The organism is Undibacterium sp. TC4M20W (assembly GCF_049340245.1).
Taxonomy (GTDB): domain Bacteria; phylum Pseudomonadota; class Gammaproteobacteria; order Burkholderiales; family Burkholderiaceae_D; genus Undibacterium.
Window position 1 is genome coordinate 318,487 of sequence record NZ_JBMPPI010000002.1, and the last position, 19,198, is coordinate 337,684.

Sequence of the window (19,198 nt, forward strand, 5' to 3'; positions counted from 1 at the left end):
GTATTTTTCTGTGTCATTACATGCTTTCCTGTACACCTTCTTCAGGAATAATGCTGGTGACGGAAGAGTCTGGCTGCACATTCAGTGAGCGCAAGACATTCGCCATAATCGCTGCAAACACCGGAGCGGCAACAGGGCCTGCAAAGTGTCCGCCAGCAGTTGGTTCATCTACCATCACCGCAACAATCACACGCGGATTTGAAACTGGCGCAAAACCAATAAAATCAAGCAGGTATTTATTCACGTAACGGCCACCCTCAAGCTTGTGGGCAGTACCTGTCTTGCCGGCGACACGGTAACCAGCAATGCGCGCCTGTGGGGCAGTACCACCAGGCTCGGTCACTGTTTCCATCATCTGGCGTACTTGTTTTGACGTCTTTTCAGAAATCACGCGTGAACCATGCGGCATTTCATCCGATTTTTGGAAAGTCAGCGGGATCATGTCGCCATTCCTGGCAAAAATCATATAAGAACGTGCCATCTGTATCAGCGATACGGAAATACCATGGCCATAGCTCATGGTAGCCTGCTCAATAGGGCGCCAGTTTTTGTAATTACGCAAACGCCCTGCAACTGCGCCGGGGAAACCGAATTTGGGTTGCTGACCAAAACCCAGGGTGGTGAACATTTCCCACATCTCTTGCGGACGCATCTGCAAGGCCATTTTCGCCGTGCCGATATTCGAGGATTTTTGTATGACTTGCGCAACCGTCAGGGAGCCCTGTTTATGCGCATCATGTATCAGTGCAGGGCCGATAGCCATGACTCCAGGTGCCGTCTGAAAAACGGTATCCGGTGTGACTCTGCCAGTTTCCAGCGCCAGGGCAACGGTCACTGGCTTCATGGTCGAACCTGGCTCAAAAGTATCGGTCATGACACGGTTGCGTAATTGCGCACCAGTCAGCGCAGAACGATCATTCGGGTTGTAAGTAGGCAAGTTCACCAGTGCCAGCACTTCGCCAGTCTGCACATCCAGCACTACCGCACCGCCAGCCTTGGCCTTGTGTTTTTCCAGTGCTTCCTTCAGGTGTGTAAACGCAATGTATTGAATCTTGCTGTCTATCGACAGCGTCAGATCCTTGCCATCATGCGGTTCGCGCACGGCCTGTATATCTTCAACGATATGGCCCAGTCTGTCTTTGATGACACGGCGACTCCCGGTCTTACCCGCCAGGTTTTTTTCCGATGCCAGCTCTATACCTTCTTGTCCTATATCTTCAACATTGGTGAAGCCAACCACATGGGCCATGACTTCACCTTCTGGATAAAAGCGTTTGTATTCTTTGCGGGTTTCTATACCAGGTATGGCGAGAGCCACTATCTTGTCTGATATTGCAGGCTCAACCTGGCGCTTCAGATAGACAAACTGACGGTCAGAATCAAGCTTCTTGCGCAATTCAGCCTCAGTCATGTCGAGCAATTTAGCCAGTTGCTGTATTTTTTCTTTAGGTGCTTCCAGCACATCGTCAGGAATAGCCCAGATGGCTTTGACAGGTACGGACGAAGCCAGCACTTGCCCGTTGCGGTCAGTGATTTTGCCGCGGGTCGCCGGCAACTCCAGCGTGCGGGCGTAGCGATTGGCACCTTCTTTCTGCAAGAAATCTTTGGTAAATCCTTGCAGGTAAAGGGCTTTGGCAATCAGGGCAATAAAAGCGGCGAACAGCAAAAACAGTACAAAACGCGAACGCCAGGCAGGCAGCTTCACATCCAGCACGGGGCTGGAAGAAAAGGCGACGCCGCGTGCAGCGGCGGTACGGGCTGTACTTGCTGGTCTGCTCATTTTGCCTCCACTGCTTTAAGGTACTGCGTGCGTTCAGGTGTGACTGCCACCATATCCAATTCACGGACCGCCGTTGTTTCTATGCGGGCGTGTTTGCCAAAAGTGGATTGGTCGAGTTTCAGTTGCGTCCATTGCAATTCATATTGCTTGCTTAAACTTTGTTCGCGCTCCAGCTCGATAAACAGACGGCGTGCCTGATACTGGGAGTTAATCAGCGACAAGGCGGAGGCAATCAAGGCCACTGCCAGCACAATATTGAGGCGAGTGCTCATGCATCCCCCTCAGGCAAACGCTCTGCCACCCGCAAAATTGCCGAACGCGCACGCGGATTGGCGCTGACCTCGGCTTCGGTAGGCTTGATACGGTTCAGCAGGCGCATTTGCGGCTTTGGCAAATCGATATGGCGTATGGGCAGACGACGGTCAGGCTGCTCTACCTTGACCTTGGAAGCAAAAAACTGCTTCACGATACGGTCTTCGAGGGAGTGAAAGCTGATGACCGACATCCGGCCATACGGCGCCAATGCCTCATACGCTGCGGCCAGGCCTATTTCGAGATCTTCAAGCTCCTTATTGATGAAAATCCGTATAGCCTGAAAGGTGCGAGTTGCCGGGTCTTTACCCTTCTCGCGAGTTTTGACGGCGTGTGCGACGATTTCTGCGAGCTGTCGTGTTCCACGAATGGCGTCTGTCTTCCTGCGAGCAACAATCGCCTTTGCAATCTGAAAAGCAAACCGTTCTTCCCCATAATTTTTTATAACCTCCGTAATTTGTTGCTCTTCGGCAGTCGCCAGCCATTCGGCTGCGGAAATGCCACGTGTGGTATCCATGCGCATGTCAAGCGGTCCATCTGACCTGAAGCTGAAACCCCGGCTGGCATCATCCACTTGTGGCGATGAGATGCCCAGGTCCATCAGAATGCCATCGACCTTGCTGACGCCAAGCTCAGGCAAAGCCTCAGCTATGGCTGCAAAACTGTCATGCACGATATGGAAACGCGGGTCCTGAATTTCTTTTGCACTGGCAATTGCCTGGGTATCTTTGTCAAAAGCAATCAGGCGGCCATTGCTGCCCAGTTGCGACAAAAGCAGGCTGCTATGCCCACCACGACCAAAGGTGCCATCGACATAAATACCGCTGCTACGTTCGCCTGCGATGCCGAGCGCATCTACAGCCTCATGCAACAGCACTGTCTGGTGCGTAAAATCTGCCGCTTGCTGAATACTCATTGCCCGCGATCAGAAAGAAAAATTGTTTAATACATCAGGAGCGCCGCCAGCAATGGCTTTCGCTTCGTTTTCTGCCAGCTTGGCAGCATCCCAAATCTCAAAATGGCTACCCATGCCGAGCAGCATGACATCGCGCTGCATACCAACAGCACTACGCAGCTCAGGTGCAACCAGAATACGGCCAGCACCATCCATATCGACATCAAAGGCATTGCCAAGAAAAATACGTTTCCAGTCGCGTGCTTGTATGGGCCAGGCAGCGATTTGTTCACGATGGGATTCCCAGGTAGGACGCGGGAACAGCAAGAGACAACCATCCGGGTGACGGGTCAGGGTAATCCGGCCTTCGCATTGAACATTGAGCGCGTCACGGTGCCGGGCGGGGATAGACATCCTGCCTTTTGCATCGAGATTGAGTGAGGACGCCCCCTGAAACACGCTATTACCTTTTTTCCTGAAAATCTGTATGTCTGGCCACGGATGGAATGTAAGCGAAATTAGGAATTCTATGCCACAAAATTACACTTTTTCACACTATTGCCCACTTTAGAGGATGACTTGAGCGTGGTCAAGCGTATTTGGGGGGTAAATTGGGAAAATTTCTAATGAAGTCAATGACTTAGCGTCAACAGTTGAGGTGAAGCGCTGACGAATCTTTACAATTTATCCTGATAAATTAGGCACTTACACTACATAGTGAAAGTAGCGCCTTACATATAACCATGTGTTTATCCCTGACTGTTGCGTTTTGGGATGGAAGACTTAGGGAAAATGCCTGCAGGAAAGAGGAGATCGCCGCTTTTTAGCCGCTGAAGTGACAATTTATAAACGTTGATGAACCAGGGAAGATGAACAAGGGAGCAGATTATCGCTGAAAACTGGCCCGCATGGGCAGGTTTTCACGCCAAACGCAGATGAATTAGTGAGTTAATTCTGCCCTGCATGCCTGGTTGTTGGCATGACGATATATAGCTATTAAGTTTCCCTTCTTTGCCGCTGCAATAATTGCAAAAATTCCTTGTCTGGCACGGCCTTGCTGAAATAGAAACCCTGGAATTCATCACATTTGCAGTCACGCAAGGTTTCCAGCTGTATGGCTGAATCTACGCCCTCGGCAATCACCTTGATGCCCAGGGTATGGGCCATTGCGACGATGGCCAGCACAATGGCGGTATCATTCGGGTCGTCAGGGATGTCCTTGATGAAGGAGCGATCGACCTTGACGCTATCAACCGGGAAGCGCTTGAGGTAAGCAAGGGACGAGTAACCCGTGCCAAAATCGTCTATGGACAGGGTAAACCCGGCTTCCTTGAGGCCATCCATGAGCAGGATCGCCTGCTCGCGGTTATGCATGACCATGCTTTCTGTAATTTCAAACTCAATGGAGTTGGAAGGCACGCGCCAGAAATCGACCACGCTTTTGACCTCTTCTAGCATATGGGCATCATTGAACTGTGCGCCAGACAGGTTGATGGCCACCCGGCCAAAATCCTTATCAACATTGCGGAAACTTAGAATATCGCGGCAGGCAATATCCAGTACCAGCATGCCAAGGCGGGAGATCAGTCCAGCTTCTTCTGCGAGGCTGATGAATTCGACGGGAGACAATATTCCACGCTCTGGATGGTTCCAGCGCACCAGTGCTTCGGCACCGACGATGCGCTCGGTTTTAACATCGAGCTTGGGCTGGTAATAGACGACAAACTCACGCCTTTCCAGTGCCTTGCGCAGGCGTGCCTCAAAGGCCAGCCTCTCCACGGTGTGGGTATTCATTTCCGAGGCATAGAACTGGTAATTGTCCTTGCCCTTGTTTTTTGCCTTGTACATGGCAATATCGGCATTTTTGAGCAGGGTCTGGGCATCTCTGCCGTCAGTTGGGAAGGTCGCTATGCCTATGCTGGCGCTGAGCTGGCATTCCTGTCCATCTATCTCGAAAGGCTGGGCAGCAGCATACAAGAGCTTGTCAGCCACATCACCAAGGTCACGCGCCTCGCTGAACTGGTCGATCAGGAGGATGAATTCATCCCCGCCTATGCGGGCAATGATGTCGGATTCGCGCAGGCACTGCCTGAAACTGTGTGCAATGGTACGCAAGACATTGTCGCCTTCATCATGACCAAAGGTGTCATTGATGTTCTTAAAACGGTCCAGGTCAAGGAATAGCACGGCCAGTTGGCTGCGGTTACGCTCAGCAATCGCCAGTGAACGGGCCAGATGCTGGTTGTACAGAAAGCGGTTAGGCAAACCCGTCAGCTCATCATAATGGGCGAGCTGCATAATTTTCTTTTCTGAACGGCGGCCCTCTATGGCAATACCGGCAATATCCACTGTCACTCTGACCAGGCCCAGGTCTTTTTCGCTCAGGGGTTCACGGCTATACGAGAACAGGCTGAAACTGCCGAGCAACTGGCCATTCTTGCCAAAGATGGGCCAGGCGGCACAAGAAGAAAATTCAACCAGGGTTTCCACACCATTGACGAACTGCATGGCAGGTGCCTGCAAAAATTCACGCAGCCAGACAGCTTCGCTGGTCAATGCGCTTTCAGACCAGATACCGCTGCCATGGCTTAGTGTCATGCCAGGTATCTGCGCCAGCAAGACTTCCGGAAAACGGCTGCCGGTCGCATGGGCAAAGCTACGCCTGTCGTCAGCCAGTAGTTGTATGCCGCAGCGCCAGTGAGGGCATAGTTTTTCAACAAACTGACTGACTGCTTCGAGTATCGACGTCAGTTCTTCTTCGCCGCCTATGAGTTTCAACAGGCGGTTTTGTCCCGCGATCAGTAATTCGCTATATTTGCGCGCATTGATATCGCGTTCTACGCAAAACAAGAGCATTTCGCCATCAACTTCAACCCGGCTCAATGAAATTTCTGTGTGCTGTATCTGATCATTCCTGACGGTCACCCATTCAAAGCGCTGCGGCACACCGTTAAAAGCCTGATCTATCAGAGTGGCGACCAGTACATCCTTGTCCTGGCTGACGTAACCGGCCACGGACTGGACGCTGGGTGAGAAACTGCCAACCTTGCGCCCTATGACTTCTTCCTGGGTATTGACACCAAAGAAGGCAACGGCAGCCGGGTTGCAATCAACATAGATATAGTCACGGCTGATGAGCAGGATGGCATCCTGCGCGCCCTGATAAATCAGCCGGTAACGGCTCTCGCTGGCTTCCAGGCGGTTTCTGGAGTCGCGCAGATGACGTATCTGCCATAACAGCAGCAATGCCAGCAGAAAAATGAAGCCCGCCGTTATCGCCGTGACCATGATCTTTTGCGTGACCCTGGTATTCCAGTCCGTCAGGATGACGCTGCTTTCGCGCGCATACACCAGTATCAAAGGGAAATCGCTGATCTTTCTATAACTGACGAGCCAGGCCTTGCCTTCTTCATCTATATCCCGCAAGGCACCTTCCGGCGACTTGTCGCGGGTAAAATTATTCAGCACCGGCCTGGAATAATCACGGTCTTTGAGCCCTGCGGCGGCCAGCTTTCTGCCAGACTCATCGTAGAGAACGATGCTGGCACCACTGCCCAGGGCAATACGCTCATAAAAATCATAGAGATAGCGCAGCTGTATATCGACCTGTATCAGACCAGCACGCTTGCCGCTCTTGTCAAAGAAGTTTTTAATAAGAGGCAGAATCCACTGACCGCTCTGCGGCAATTGATAAGCGTCACCCAATACCACCTTGCTGTCTTCGGGATGTTCAAGCAAGAATTTTATATGGCGCTGCTCTTCGACTTTTTCAGGTACAGCAGCGCCCATCTGGCTGGATGCCAGCCATATTCCTTGTGCATCAAATACGGAGAGTGCATGGATGGATTCAGATTCCTGCCTCTGCATGGCCAGGATTTGTTGCAGTTGCCGGGATTCGCTTGTCGATACCCTGGTTTCTGACAGGATTTCTTCACTGGCCACCGTCGTCACCCGCATAGCACCACGCATGACTTCGCTGACATGCTCTTCAAGCATGCGCACAGCCAGGAAATTATGCTCCTGCGCTGCATTGATGGTCAGCGCCTTATCCTGGGCTATAGACCACCAGCTCTGCCCTATGATTGCGACGGCAATCAGGCAGATGCAAATGGCGAATGCCAGTATGGGCACATCGCGTTCTTTCTTTAGACCGCCAGTCTCCATGCGTTTTGCAATTTTGTAGATACAGCGTCAGTAGAACTAGTAGAACTTATTGCACCAGTGTACCACTGCTATTTTGAGAACAATGACTTGCTTGCAAGGAATGATGCTTGATGGCGACAATCTTGAACAGACTGCGGCGCATGATGAAGGCGGCAAGCTACTTGCCTGATGGAAAATAAAAAATAAATGAAGCAGGCCGATAGGCCGGATTTTGTTACGGCATAGACATTGCTGCCGTCTGCTATGACAATCATTCCTCTAGGCGACGGATTGCTCCGCCGCTCAAGCTTTCTACCCGCACGCTCCGCGAGCAACATCAACGCGTGCCTATTTGAAATTGCTCCGGGTGGAGGTTACCGCGTTTCACCGTAACTTAATACGCTCGTCTCTGTGGCCCTATTCCTCGTCTTATACCAAGACTTGCGCCCTGGCTTTCAACGTACGGCCGTTAGCCGTCACCCTGCTCTATGGAGTCCGGACCTTCCTCCCGTCACCTTGATTACTCAAGGCAACCAGCGATTGTCTGGCCTGCTTCGGGCGCTATTGTACCTTACTCGCACCCCACTCAGCGATAATTCAGTCCCTAACCCTCAAATATGATGCAAATTAAGCAGGCTTTCTGGTAGCGTACTGCTTTTACTTTTTATCATTGTCTATATCATGCTGAAATCACGTTCTGGCGGCCAGTTGATTGTGGATGCCCTGCAGGTCCACGGTGTCGATACCATCTTTGGTGTACCTGGCGAGAGTTATTTGCCAGTGCTGGATGCCCTGCATGACAGCCCTATACGTTTCATCATCAACCGCCAGGAAGGCGGCGCGGCCTTCATGGCCGACGCTTATGGCAAGATGACCGGCAAACCCGGCATCTGCTTTGTCACCCGCGGGCCGGGTGCGACCAATGCCTCTATCGGCGTGCATACGGCTTATCAGGATTCCACGCCAATGATTTTGTTCATCGGCCAGGTAGGCAATGATTTTGTAGAACGCGAGGCTTTTCAGGAGATAGATTACCGCCGCATGTTTGGCCAGATGGCGAAATGGGTAGCCCAGATAGACCGAGCCGACCGCGTGCCTGAATACATCGCCCGCGCCTTCCAGGTCGCCACCAGTGGCCGTCCCGGCCCTGTCGTACTGGCATTGCCAGAAGACATGCTGGCCCAGGTGGCAGAAGTAGCAGATACCCGTCATTACACGCCGGTGCAGGCATCCGCCTCGCCACAGCAACTGGCACAACTGCGCAATATGCTGACTGTGTCGCAACGCCCTGTGCTGTTGCTCGGTGGCAGCGGCTGGGACAAGGCGGCATGCCAGCACATCAGTGAATTTGCCACCAGCAATCACTTGCCTGTGGCTTGCGCCTTCCGTTTCCAGGATTTGATCGACAATGCCCACCCCAACTATATAGGCGATGTAGGCATAGGCATCAACCCCAAGCTGGCACAAAGACTGAAAGATGCCGACCTGATTATCGCCATAGGCCCGCGCCTGGGTGAAATGACCACCAGCGGGTATAGCGTGCTGGAAGCGCCAGTGCCAAAACAAAAACTGGTACATATTCATAGTGATGCGCTGGAACTGGGCCGCGTTTATCAAGCTGACCTGATGATCAACAGCGGCATGAAAGAAATTGCCGAAGCCCTGGCCGAGATGGCCGGCCTGGATGCCGCCACCAAGTGGAAGGCAACAGTCAGCGAAGCACGCGCAGACTTGCTGGCCTGGCAAACCGAGCCTGCAATTTTCGCCAAAGAAAATGCCCCGCTAAATCTGTGGCAAGTAGTACAGGACATCAAGCGCCTTGCGCCCAAAGACACCATCATCACCAATGGGGCTGGCAATTACGCGACCTGGGCGCACCGCTACTTCCCTTACGGTGGCATGCGCACGCAACTGGCGCCGACCTCTGGCGCCATGGGTTATAGCGTACCTTCTGGCGTTGCCGCCAAGATCATAGACCCGCAACGCACAGTCATCACCTTTGCTGGTGATGGCGAATACCTGATGAATGGTCAGGAACTGGCAACTGCGGTGCAATACAAGGCCGGCGTGGTCATCATCGTCTTCAATAACGGCATGTACGGCACGATACGCATGCACCAGGAAAAAGAATTCCCGGCACGCGTCTCCGGCACGGAATTGCATAACCCTGACTTTGCCGCCCTGGCACGCGCTTTTGGTGGCAGTGGTGAAGTCGTCAATACCACGGCAGAATTTGCCCCGGCATTGGAAAGAGCACTCGAGCATAGCCGTCAGAACAATCTGCCAGCCTTGATAGAACTGCGCTATGACGGTAACCTGATCACGCCGGGTGCGACGCTGGAAACTCTGCGAAAGGCGGCGCAGGATTCAGGTAAATAAATATAGCCATTCAGTTGAACAAACGCCGCTATCCCCTGCGAGGGATAGCGGTGAAATCAGACAAGCTAAGCGGTCGCCTGCAATCTGCCTGCAGCCCGGCGTGTCAGCCATAACTTCGTCAGCCCCCACATCACAGCCAAGGCAAACAGCCAAGCCAGGTAACAAACCAAGAGTGAAGCTTCATATTCCGGTGTCGCCTCCGGTTTGCGAAAATCTACGATCTGCCCATAACGTAGCTGCATATAAATCCACCCCAGCGCATGGATGAGCGCGATGTGCACCAGATAAAAGAACATGGGTGTTTTGCCAAACAGCATCAGCAATGGCAAAGGTTTTTTCACATACTTATCCATCAAGGCCAGCGTGCCCAGGCCTAAGCTGAGCGTGATGCACAGGTAAAGCAGGGAAGGTGGATATTTATGCACCTTCATGAAAGACATGAAGTCATAGAACCAGCCCTTGCCTTGTGCAGACCAAAAATCAGGGTCACCATAATAATTACCACTGCGCAAAATCACAAAACTCACCAAAAGAATAGCCGCTGCTGAGAACAGGAAACGTTGGCGCTTGTCCGCCTCCCACAACATCAACGACCCCAGTGCATAACCGGCAGCCATCAAACCTATCCAGGGCATGAGCGGGTAGGCAAAGACGATACCCAGTTTGTCAGTCAGCGGATAAAAACCACCCTGATGCCAGGCCATGAACAAGACATGGCTGCCTTTGGCATGCATGCCATCTAGCAGATTGTGCGGCAGTATCAGGGCAGCAGCGACCAGAGCAATCGCCCAGCGTGGCAACCAGATCAGCAAGGCCAGTGCCATCATCGCCATGCCTATCGCCCATATCACCTGCAAGATGAACACATTAAAACCAAATTGCCAGCTGAAGCTGACCCAGGTACATTCCAGCAAAACTAGCAGGGCACCACGGCTCAGCAAATAGCGCGTCATATCTTTTTTATCACGCTGCTGCGCCCGCAAGAAGGCCGACATGCCAGCCAGTGTCACAAAGATGGGCGCACATAAATGGGTAATCCAACGCGTCCAGAACCAGCCTGGCGAACCTTGTTGCAAATCCAGTGGATCAAATGGGGTAACCGCAAAAAAGTCGCGGGTATGATCCAGTGCCATCAGCACGATGACCAGACCGCGCAAGAGGTCTATGGCTTGTAGCCGGTTTTGCCGCATCATGGTGTATCCCCCGTCTGCGACCAGGCGCAGTTTTATTTTAATGCAGCAATTCTATCCAGCACCCGCTACTGGCAGCAAAGCATTTCAAGCCCGGGAAATAAAAAAACGCCCATTTGTTGCCAAATGAGCGCCTGGATTAAAACAAGTTAACACAAATAAGGTGCTTACTCCTCATCCTTCAGCCGCCCGCCCTTGAGTTGTTGCAGGCGTTGCTTCTCTTGCCTGCGCTCAGTACGCTTGGGATTGAGTGCGCCATGGACACCGGCATTGCGCTGTTTGACCAGCACAGCCAGCGGGTTACGCGGTTTGGGTAATTTGACCGTGATTTTCATCTCTTAGCCTCTATCCTTTTATACAAACGACTTGGCGCAAGGTATGCACAACTTCAACCAGATCATGCTGATGCGCCATGACTGCATCGATATCCTTATAGGCTGCCGGAATTTCATCGACCACTCCCTTGTCCTTGCGACATTCTATACCCTGAGTCTGTGCTGCCAGATCATCAGCATCAAACGTCTCCCTGGCCTCACCCCGGCTCATCCGACGCCCTGCACCGTGAGAGCAGGAACAGAATGATTCAGGATTGCCCTTACCCCTGACGATATAACTACGCGCCCCCATGCTGCCAGGAATAATACCCATCTCACCCATACGGGCAGAAATTGCTCCCTTGCGGGTAATGAACAGGTTTTCATTATTATGCGTTTCTTGCGACACATAATTGTGATGGCAATTAATGGCTTCGCCGTCAAGCTTGAAGCTGGTTACTTCTTTTTCCAGCACAGCTAGTGCCCTGCGCATCATCTCGCTACGGTTGGCCAGCGCATAATCCTGCGCCCACTGCACCGCTTCAATATAGTCATCAAACAATTCCGAGCCTTCGGTAAAATAAGACAAGTCCTTGTCAGGCAAATGTATCTGGTGACGCCACATTTCTTTCCGTGCCGCCCAGATAAAGTGCTTGCCTATGACATTGCCCACGCCGCGTGAACCGGAATGCAGCATGATCCATACGCGCTGTTCTTCATCGATACACACTTCAATGAAGTGATTGCCACCACCCAGCGTGCCCAACTGGCATATCCAGGTCTGATAAAACTTCGGCAGCATGCGCATGATGCTCTTGTGCTTGGCAACGATCTTGTCGAGCCTGTCATTCAAGGGCTTGCCCACCCTGACCAGGGCAGACCCGCGCATCCGGTTCCAGGCGTGCTGGCGAAAACCGACAGGTATCTCGGCTTCCAGGGCACTACGCAGTTTCGCCAGATTGTCTGGCAACTGGCTGGCAGTCAAAGTCGTGCGCACGGCATTCATGCCACAACCGATATCCACACCCACAGCACCAGGGATGATGGCTGCACGGGTAGGTATCACACTGCCTACCGTAGCCCCCACACCCGCATGCACATCGGGCATGGCAGCAACGTGGGGATGAACGATGTTTAAACTGGCGATATTGAGCAACTGCTGTATCGCAGTGTGATCAACATCATCGGTAAATATATACACAGGCACTCTGGCCTTGTGCAAACTTTGAGCTATAGGCATACAATTTTCCTTCTTGTAATGCCGGTGTTTTTTCAGCGAGTTGCTCACGTCACAACAGCAAATTGTGCTGCTGGCATGAGAAATATCTGGCTGCTTTTCTTCGTCAATAGCACTCTGCGTTTTTTTGGTGAACACCATCCCTGCCTGCATGGCACAAGGCTATGCAAGTTCTGACGTTCCAACAAAAAATCAGCGGCTCGAAAAGTAAAAAACCCCGACGAGTTTCCTCACCGGGGTTTTCAAAAAAACGACCGGCTCGGGTTGGCGATTTGCCTTAACCCCGAGCGTCGTGCACGGGGCTAAAAGTATTGATTATTCTTGCTAGCCGTATTCCGTGGCATGGCCGTTCCTTTCTTGAATTGGGTGTTGATGAAAAAGTCGGAAAAATCGAATTGCTGCGAATTTTAAAAATGCTGCATATCGAAGAAACTCGATTCTGCACGAGAATAAATTACTGTGTCAACAAAAATTATTTTTATCGACGAAAAATCCACAAAAAACATCGCGCAAAAAACGCGAATGACTGAGTGAATTTTTTAAACGGGTTGGAACATAGTCAGCGTGTGGTAGTCAAGTTTGCAGTATGCAATTTCAACAGTGCGATGTGATGGGCTGAGTTGTCATTTGTTGGCGCTGCCCATCGCGCTCGGTCAGCGATCCCAGTATATTTTCCACCCCCTGTCATCGGGCCGGGGTTCCACGCTCGCCCTATGTTCCGAAAACTTTACAAGCTGATTTACAAGCTTAGTTACAATACCACCTGCCAGTTACTTTCCTGGATTTTTGCATTCAATTCACGCAATTTTTTGGCCAGGTCTTCGGACTGCTTCTGCAATTTTTTTACATCAAATACGGACACCCATTTTATTTCGCGTGCGCTATAGCGATCAGGTTCTTTATTTGTCGATCCTATGGCTGCCTGCAGCAAGGCATGACGCTGTATCAAGCTATCGCGTTCGGCAATAGCGGCTGTCAGGCTACGGCCATCTGGCAATTTGTTCGTCATGTTCGCCGCATTAATCGCCAGTACGAGTTTTTCCAGCTCTGTGGTTACGCCATAGGCTTCCAGCAATAAGGCTTCAGGATCTTCCTGCGGCGTATTGCCTTCCTGTACCAGGCCATTGCGCACTATGCGTTCACGCATGGATGCCAGTTTTTTCTGTAAATCACCTCGTAATAACAAGGCTTCTGCAAGTTTCATCTCGCTCTCCTTTTTTAATTGCGCTTCATCGTGCCGATAAAGCGCTTATCCTGTGGCTTGAATTCTGTGCTGACTGGCAAAAACCTGGCGATCACATCAGCATTGGTTTTGGCATGCTGCGATATCACGCTGGAGGTAAAACTACCACCACCCGCCAGCGCAAAGGGCAACATGACCTGATCTGCAAGGTGTTCGCCCAATGCTGCACCGGATGCGACATACTCACGCAACTCCTGCACAGTGCGTTTTGCGACATTTTCTGCCTTGACCGCTTTCTCACCAAACCCGCAAAATACTTCGGTAATCTGTTCATGTTCCAGCGTAATCAGCAGCACATTGCCGGGCCCCTGGTCATTGCTAAGGCCACGCACCAGCAATTGATCGGCAGTCCAGCCCATGCCAGCGCCTACGCATTCAAGCTCGCGTTTGGCGACATCGACAGGCACACCAGCGACAAAGCTTTCGGCATAGCCTTTGGTTCTTTCGCCGCGTTCCAGCAGGTCGATTTTCTTCAACTGCTTGCATGGTTGTACCTGGGCGATGATTTCACCACCACCGGCAGGGACGAAACCATAGCGCTTCAATTCAAAGCTGACATCTGCGCCCATTTGCTGCAATACCCGGCCATAAGCCTTTTGCAAAAACTGTGCAGGTGGCGCCATGTCGTTGTGCGTGCCACCAGTGATCTTGACGGTCGATGGCTTGTCTGCGTACAACAAAGCCGGTATCAGTGTCTGCAACACCAGGGTACAACTACCTGCACTGCCGATAGCGAACTGGTAAGTGCCACCATAGATGCCCGATGGAATAAATTCCAGCGTGGTCGAACCCAGTTCAGCCCCAGCCACCTGCGCACCGCTGACAGCCGCAGCAGACTGTACTGCCACCAGATGCTGACGCAACAAACCCGGCTTGGCACGGCCAGCACGGATATTGATGATACGAAACGGCTGACCAGTAATCATGGACAAGCTCAAAGACGTACGCAATATCTGCCCACCACCCTCACCCAAAGAGCCATCCAGCTCTATCATTTTATTATTCATTATTTTATTAAAATCAAGTTCAAGACCTCTCAACACAGAGGCACAGAGACACAGAGAAAAACATGAGGAAATTCAACTTTTTCTAGTTTGAGCGAATCTTCATTCCATTGGTTTTTTCTTGCTCTTCTCTGTGGTGTAGCAGGGAATTCGTGCGGCATGCCGCACGCATGCGTAACGAAGACTGCGTGCAAGCAGTCTTTCCTTTCTCTGTGCCTCTGTGGTTAATGGTCTTACGTAAATCAGCCCTTAACGCAAACCACCTGCTTCAATACATGCACCACATCTACCAGTGCAGTCTGTGCCAGCATCACAGCGTCGATGTCTTTATATGCCATAGGGATTTCATCAATCACGTTGGCATCTTTACGGCATTCCACACCTTCGGTTGCGGCGATCTGATCGGCGACGGTATACAGTTTCTTGGCTGCGGTACGGCTCATGGTACGGCCTGCGCCGTGGCTGCAGCTATGGAAGCTTTCTTCATTTCCTTTACCACGCACGATGAAGCTTTTCGCTCCCATGGAACCAGGGATAATCCCCAACTCCCCGGCGCGCGCAGATACAGCGCCTTTACGGGTTACCAATACATCCTTACCGAAGTGATGTTCTTTCTGTACATAGTTATGGTGGCAGTTTACCGCTTCAATATGTGTCTCAAACGGTTTGCTGATCACGGTACGCACAGCTGCGATCAAATTCTGCATCATCACTTCACGGTTCAAAAGGGCAAATTTCTGCGCCCAACCCACGGCTTGAATGTAGTCCTTGTAATGCTCGGTTCCTTCTGGCAGATAAGACAAGTCCTGATCAGGCAAGTTAATAAAATGGGTACGCATATCCTGTTTGGCCAGTTCTATGAAATGGCTACCGATCGCATTACCTACACCACGTGAACCGGAATGCAACATTAACCATACCGCATTGGCTTCATCCAGGCACACTTCAACGAAGTGGTTACCACTACCCAAAGTTCCCAAATGAAGGTAGTTATTGGTGTTTTTCAAGCGGCGAGTTTTCAAACAGATTTCATCAAAACCATCTTTCAATTGCGCCCAGGCAGCATCTACGGCTGGCGGCGGATTTTCCCATGATCCCTTATCGCGGCCTTTGAAACTACGCGTCTTAGGCGACATACCATGCGGTATGGCTTTTTCTATGGCAGTACGCAAAGGGCCCAGGTTATCTGGCAAATCGTGGGCGAACAAGGTGGTCTTGGCGGCCATCATCCCGCAACCGATATCCACACCAACCGCCGCTGGGATCACCGCACCCAGAGTAGGTATCACGCTACCGATGGTAGAACCTTTACCCAGATGCACGTCTGGCATCACGGCAATATGTTTGTAGATGAAAGGCAAACGGGAAGTATTCGCCAATTGCTGCTTGGCTTCTTCTTCAACAGGAACACCTTTGGTCCACATTTTGATAGGACGACCATCTTTGTACTGCACTACATCATAATCTTCGTGTTTCATATTTTTCTCTTTTTTTCAAATTCAGGGTGGCGACAATATTCGGTGAAATGCATGTGGTTACCCACAGGTGCTCTACCAACTGAGCTACACGAAACCGAGATTTCGTGACGGGCTTCGAACCCGCGACAGCCTCATTAAAAGTGATGTAATTTCACCAGCATTCGCCTAAACTTTTACTTACTGCACAAACTCTTTCATTTCCGATTGCTTGCGGCGACAAGGGTTTGTGAAACGGACGGCCGGGAGACTCTTGTCAGGGTCAGTACCCAGGCTACACCAGACCGTGAATGTATCTCCATGCATCTGTTAACCACCTTAGGACCGTTGAATGTTCACTGGCATTCGCCTGGAAACTTTAGTGTTTGTGCTTTGCTGCCAGACCACTCAAATGTGAGTCCCTGACCAGCTTATTTCTTTGCCGCTCTTTCTTGCGACAAGGGCGACATCGAATAGCTACACTATTGATATTGCCTTGCATAATCTCGTACCACCACTTTTGCTGCTTGCCTGTCCATATCTGTGCGCATACGCAATCACGGCAGTTGAAGGCGTAGTCCACATAAAACAAGGGCAAGAAAATAGCATTTTTATTGTGACTTAATGCCTCACAATTAGCCATGACTGCTCCAACGGGTGCAGGCATCGCATAGACATCAAAACTTTCTTTCACAGGTATGCGGGCGCGCCGCTTTTCCATGATTTCTGCCCGTCTTTGTTTTCCGCTTTTCATCACGTCCATACTTTAAAAATAAAACCCCGACAAGTGTTACCAGGATTTCTGCTTCACTCTCGTGAAATGAAACAGATTGGAGTCGCACCAATATAAACTATGTAATCCTGATGGCATTCGGGTAAAACCTGATTGAACCTTGGCAAGACAAGTATTTGAGGCGACGATATCTTGGCAAGATGTAGTCACATCGGCATTCCAGCCCAGTTCAAACCTTTTACAACATTCTGAACCACCATATGACAAATGATTTATGTGAACACCCCATGTAGTCACACAAGCATTCATATGGCATTCAAAACACAACGACAATGATATTTATTGAATACGGCATGACAAAAATAGAGGGTGATATTACGTTTCAAATGTAATCACGTCAGCATTCATGCCATATTCAAAACCTGTACTGCGACATCTGATTGCGGTATTGAGAAATACTGTACGACAAGGTCTGCTTGCGATTTTTTTGGATGTAATCGCCCGCGCATTCGTACTGCATTTCAAACTCAAGACCACACTCACATGGTTTTTGAAGCACGGCATGACAAGGTTTAAAGGTGATTTTACAGTTAGAGGTGTAATCACATTTGCATTCATGCTGCGTTCAAAAACTTTTACTACCTGGACTGGCGAAGCATTTACTACACATTTACTACACATCGACTGCATTTGCCCCGCCAGCGGTTCTCTAAATATCAATTGCTTTTACTTCACCTACCCAGTGCTCTGCACTTAACTGACCAGCAGCAAACGCAGCGATGATTTTAAATACAGCGTCAGAAAAACCACCTACATTCAAAATATCGTCTCTTTCCGCCGCCTGTGTCGTGCCATAAGGCGCAATGTCTATGCACACCAGTTTGGCTTGTGGATTGCGTTGCTTAAACACATTCCATTCGGCCATGGTGGCAGTAGAACGGCCACGGCTTGCATCCATCCATGATTCATTGTCAGAGACAAAGATCACCAGGTCAGCTTGCGCCTTGTTCTTGTTCAACTGCACCAGTGGTGCACTGCAGTTGGTGCCACCGCCACCTATCGCTGCCAGCTTTTGCGCATTGGTCATCACGCTGTCACGTGGGTTCAAATCACATTTCACGACCTGTTCTTCAAACGGCAAGACCAGGGTCGATGGATTCTTGCGCAGCATTGCTGCAGCGACCAGGGCCGCGATGTCTATGCAACGTACTGCTGTCGTTGCAGAGCCACGGTAACCTGTGACTGCAGATGACATGGAACCAGACACGTCAGCGCATACCACGACCTTGCCAAATATTTCTGGCACATTGCTCAAGGCGATTTCCATCGCATCTTGCAGCGCATTCTTGATCGGCAACGGTACTTCTTCATTCGCTGCCTTGTAAGCCGCCATCAACTGGTAAGGAAACACCTTGGCTTTGGCAATTGCCTCTGCATTACTCAATTTAGCGGCAATCAAATCGACCATACCTGGCAAGGCATATACACCATGACGTCCAAAGGTATTCAAGTTCATACGCAACATCTGCCAGCCAGCCTGACGGGCGATCTGCGCCCAGTCTTCTGTCGTCAAGTCCATCGCTGTCAGCATCTGGAAAGGTACATCCGGCAAAGCCAGGCTGCGGTCTTTCTTGAAGGCTTCAAACGCTGCTACGACTGGTGGTAAAGCTTCTGCCTTGTATGGCTTGCCTATCAACCAGGCAAAGAAGGCTTCACGCCATGCTTCGACAGGTTTTGGATGCACCATTTTCACAACATCGGCCAGTGATGGCGTAGTACCCACCGCTGCTGCCAGCAATTCTTTTTCGCTGGCAGTATTCAGCCATGCCTGTACCAGTTTTTTAGGACGTGAACCCAGAGACTTACGGCCTATCGCACCTGAACGCACAATCTGCACGAAGTTACGCAACATCTTGCCGTTGTTCATTACTCGCTTGAAAGTACGTGGTAACTCGACTGCATTACGCATCGTCAGTGCTGCTACCAGCAAAGCTGGCATGTCTTTCATGTAGCCACGCTCACGGCAGTAGATCGCTGTTTGCGCTACAAACAGAGGGGTCACCTCTTTAGTCAAATCCAGCACTGTTGTCAGTTGTGCTTCTGCACTGGCGTAGTAAGTCGCGTTCAGACAACCAGTGGCTGCGTATTGTGCCAGCTTGTGTTCGGCGGTGAACTTGTAGGCTGCAGCGCCGGAAAAATTTGCTGTATCTGTTGCATCAGTTGCTGTAACTGGCAAAAATTTATTTGTCAGTGAGTTTTTTAAACTCTGGAACAATTGTGTGTTAACCATTTCATTTCCTTTTTTCTTTTTATTAAACTCTTTCAGATTTTTCTGATCTGGTGGACACGACGGGATTCGAACCCGCAAAATACAGCAACCAAGGCATTACTCCTGGCTATTGCCATGATTGGAAACGCGCGCCAGTTGACACCCTTACGGGGAGCGGCAACCTGCATCTGCAACCTTGCTCATGACAATACTTAGACTGCATCTGGTTTTATCCAGCCCACCCT

General features: G+C 50.8%; 14 protein-coding genes and 1 other RNA gene. 1 reads left to right on the forward strand and 14 read right to left on the reverse strand.

Going from position 1 to position 19,198, the window contains the following annotated elements; genetic code table 11:
- Positions 1 to 16: 16 nt before the first annotated feature.
- From ACO0LL_RS03950 to rnpB, 6 genes are all read right to left on the reverse strand, one after another.
- A complete protein-coding gene (locus ACO0LL_RS03950) occupies positions 17 to 1,780 on the reverse strand; it encodes a peptidoglycan D,D-transpeptidase FtsI family protein (RefSeq protein WP_422949579.1) in 1,764 nt (587 codons plus the stop codon).
- Positions 1,777 to 2,052, reverse strand: coding sequence for a cell division protein FtsL (gene ftsL, locus ACO0LL_RS03955; protein ID WP_422949580.1), 276 nt, complete (start codon positions 2,050 to 2,052; stop codon positions 1,777 to 1,779). The genes ACO0LL_RS03950 and ftsL overlap by 4 nt, the downstream gene beginning before the upstream one ends.
- Positions 2,049 to 3,008, reverse strand: a complete 960-nt coding sequence (rsmH, locus tag ACO0LL_RS03960) for a 16S rRNA (cytosine(1402)-N(4))-methyltransferase RsmH (RefSeq protein WP_422949581.1) — start codon at positions 3,006 to 3,008, stop codon at positions 2,049 to 2,051. The genes ftsL and rsmH overlap by 4 nt, the downstream gene beginning before the upstream one ends.
- 9 nt (positions 3,009 to 3,017) lie before the next feature.
- Positions 3,018 to 3,446, reverse strand: coding sequence for a division/cell wall cluster transcriptional repressor MraZ (gene mraZ / locus ACO0LL_RS03965; protein WP_162039857.1), 429 nt, complete (start codon positions 3,444 to 3,446; stop codon positions 3,018 to 3,020).
- Between the two features lie 537 nt (positions 3,447 to 3,983).
- Positions 3,984 to 7,151, reverse strand: a complete 3,168-nt coding sequence (locus tag ACO0LL_RS03970) for a bifunctional diguanylate cyclase/phosphodiesterase (protein WP_422949582.1) — start codon at positions 7,149 to 7,151, stop codon at positions 3,984 to 3,986.
- Between the two features lie 184 nt (positions 7,152 to 7,335).
- Positions 7,336 to 7,686: RNase P RNA component class A (gene rnpB, locus ACO0LL_RS03975), an RNA gene on the reverse strand.
- 125 nt (positions 7,687 to 7,811) lie between these two features.
- Between rnpB and ACO0LL_RS03980 the strand changes: the two genes are divergently transcribed.
- Entirely contained in the window at positions 7,812 to 9,509 is a 1,698-nt protein-coding gene (locus ACO0LL_RS03980; RefSeq protein WP_422949583.1) for a thiamine pyrophosphate-binding protein, read from the forward strand.
- Between the two features lie 65 nt (positions 9,510 to 9,574).
- Here the strand turns inward: ACO0LL_RS03980 and ACO0LL_RS03985 are convergent, their stop codons facing one another.
- The 8 genes from ACO0LL_RS03985 to ACO0LL_RS04020 form a co-directional block, all read right to left on the reverse strand.
- Positions 9,575 to 10,702: a DUF1624 domain-containing protein gene (locus tag ACO0LL_RS03985; RefSeq protein ID WP_422949584.1), complete on the reverse strand. Its 1,128-nt coding sequence runs from the start codon at positions 10,700 to 10,702 to the stop codon at positions 9,575 to 9,577.
- Positions 10,703 to 10,866: 164 nt separating this feature from the next.
- The gene (locus tag ACO0LL_RS03990; RefSeq protein WP_422949585.1) at positions 10,867 to 11,034 is read right to left on the reverse strand and encodes a hypothetical protein; all 168 of its coding nucleotides are present in this window, start codon (positions 11,032 to 11,034) and stop codon (positions 10,867 to 10,869) included.
- Between the two features lie 10 nt (positions 11,035 to 11,044).
- On the reverse strand, positions 11,045 to 12,253 hold the full coding sequence (locus ACO0LL_RS03995; protein ID WP_422949586.1) for an RtcB family protein: 1,209 nt from the start codon (positions 12,251 to 12,253) through the stop codon (positions 11,045 to 11,047).
- Positions 12,254 to 13,001: 748 nt separating this feature from the next.
- On the reverse strand, positions 13,002 to 13,454 hold the full coding sequence (locus ACO0LL_RS04000) for a DIP1984 family protein (protein ID WP_422949587.1): 453 nt from the start codon (positions 13,452 to 13,454) through the stop codon (positions 13,002 to 13,004).
- Positions 13,455 to 13,468: 14 nt separating this feature from the next.
- Positions 13,469 to 14,500 carry an RNA 3'-terminal phosphate cyclase gene (rtcA, locus tag ACO0LL_RS04005; protein ID WP_422949588.1) on the reverse strand — a complete coding sequence of 344 codons (1,032 nt, stop codon included), beginning with the start codon at positions 14,498 to 14,500 and terminating at the stop codon, positions 13,469 to 13,471.
- A gap of 239 nt (positions 14,501 to 14,739) precedes the next feature.
- Positions 14,740 to 15,975 (reverse strand): RtcB family protein, encoded by a 1,236-nt coding sequence (locus tag ACO0LL_RS04010; RefSeq protein ID WP_422949589.1) that lies wholly within the window; start codon positions 15,973 to 15,975, stop codon positions 14,740 to 14,742.
- A gap of 355 nt (positions 15,976 to 16,330) precedes the next feature.
- Entirely contained in the window at positions 16,331 to 16,705 is a 375-nt protein-coding gene (locus tag ACO0LL_RS04015) for a zinc-ribbon domain containing protein (protein WP_422949590.1), read from the reverse strand.
- A 688-nt stretch (positions 16,706 to 17,393) separates the two neighbouring features.
- The gene (locus ACO0LL_RS04020) at positions 17,394 to 18,974 is read right to left on the reverse strand and encodes a vWA domain-containing protein (RefSeq protein WP_422949591.1); all 1,581 of its coding nucleotides are present in this window, start codon (positions 18,972 to 18,974) and stop codon (positions 17,394 to 17,396) included.
- Positions 18,975 to 19,198: the final 224 nt, after the last annotated feature.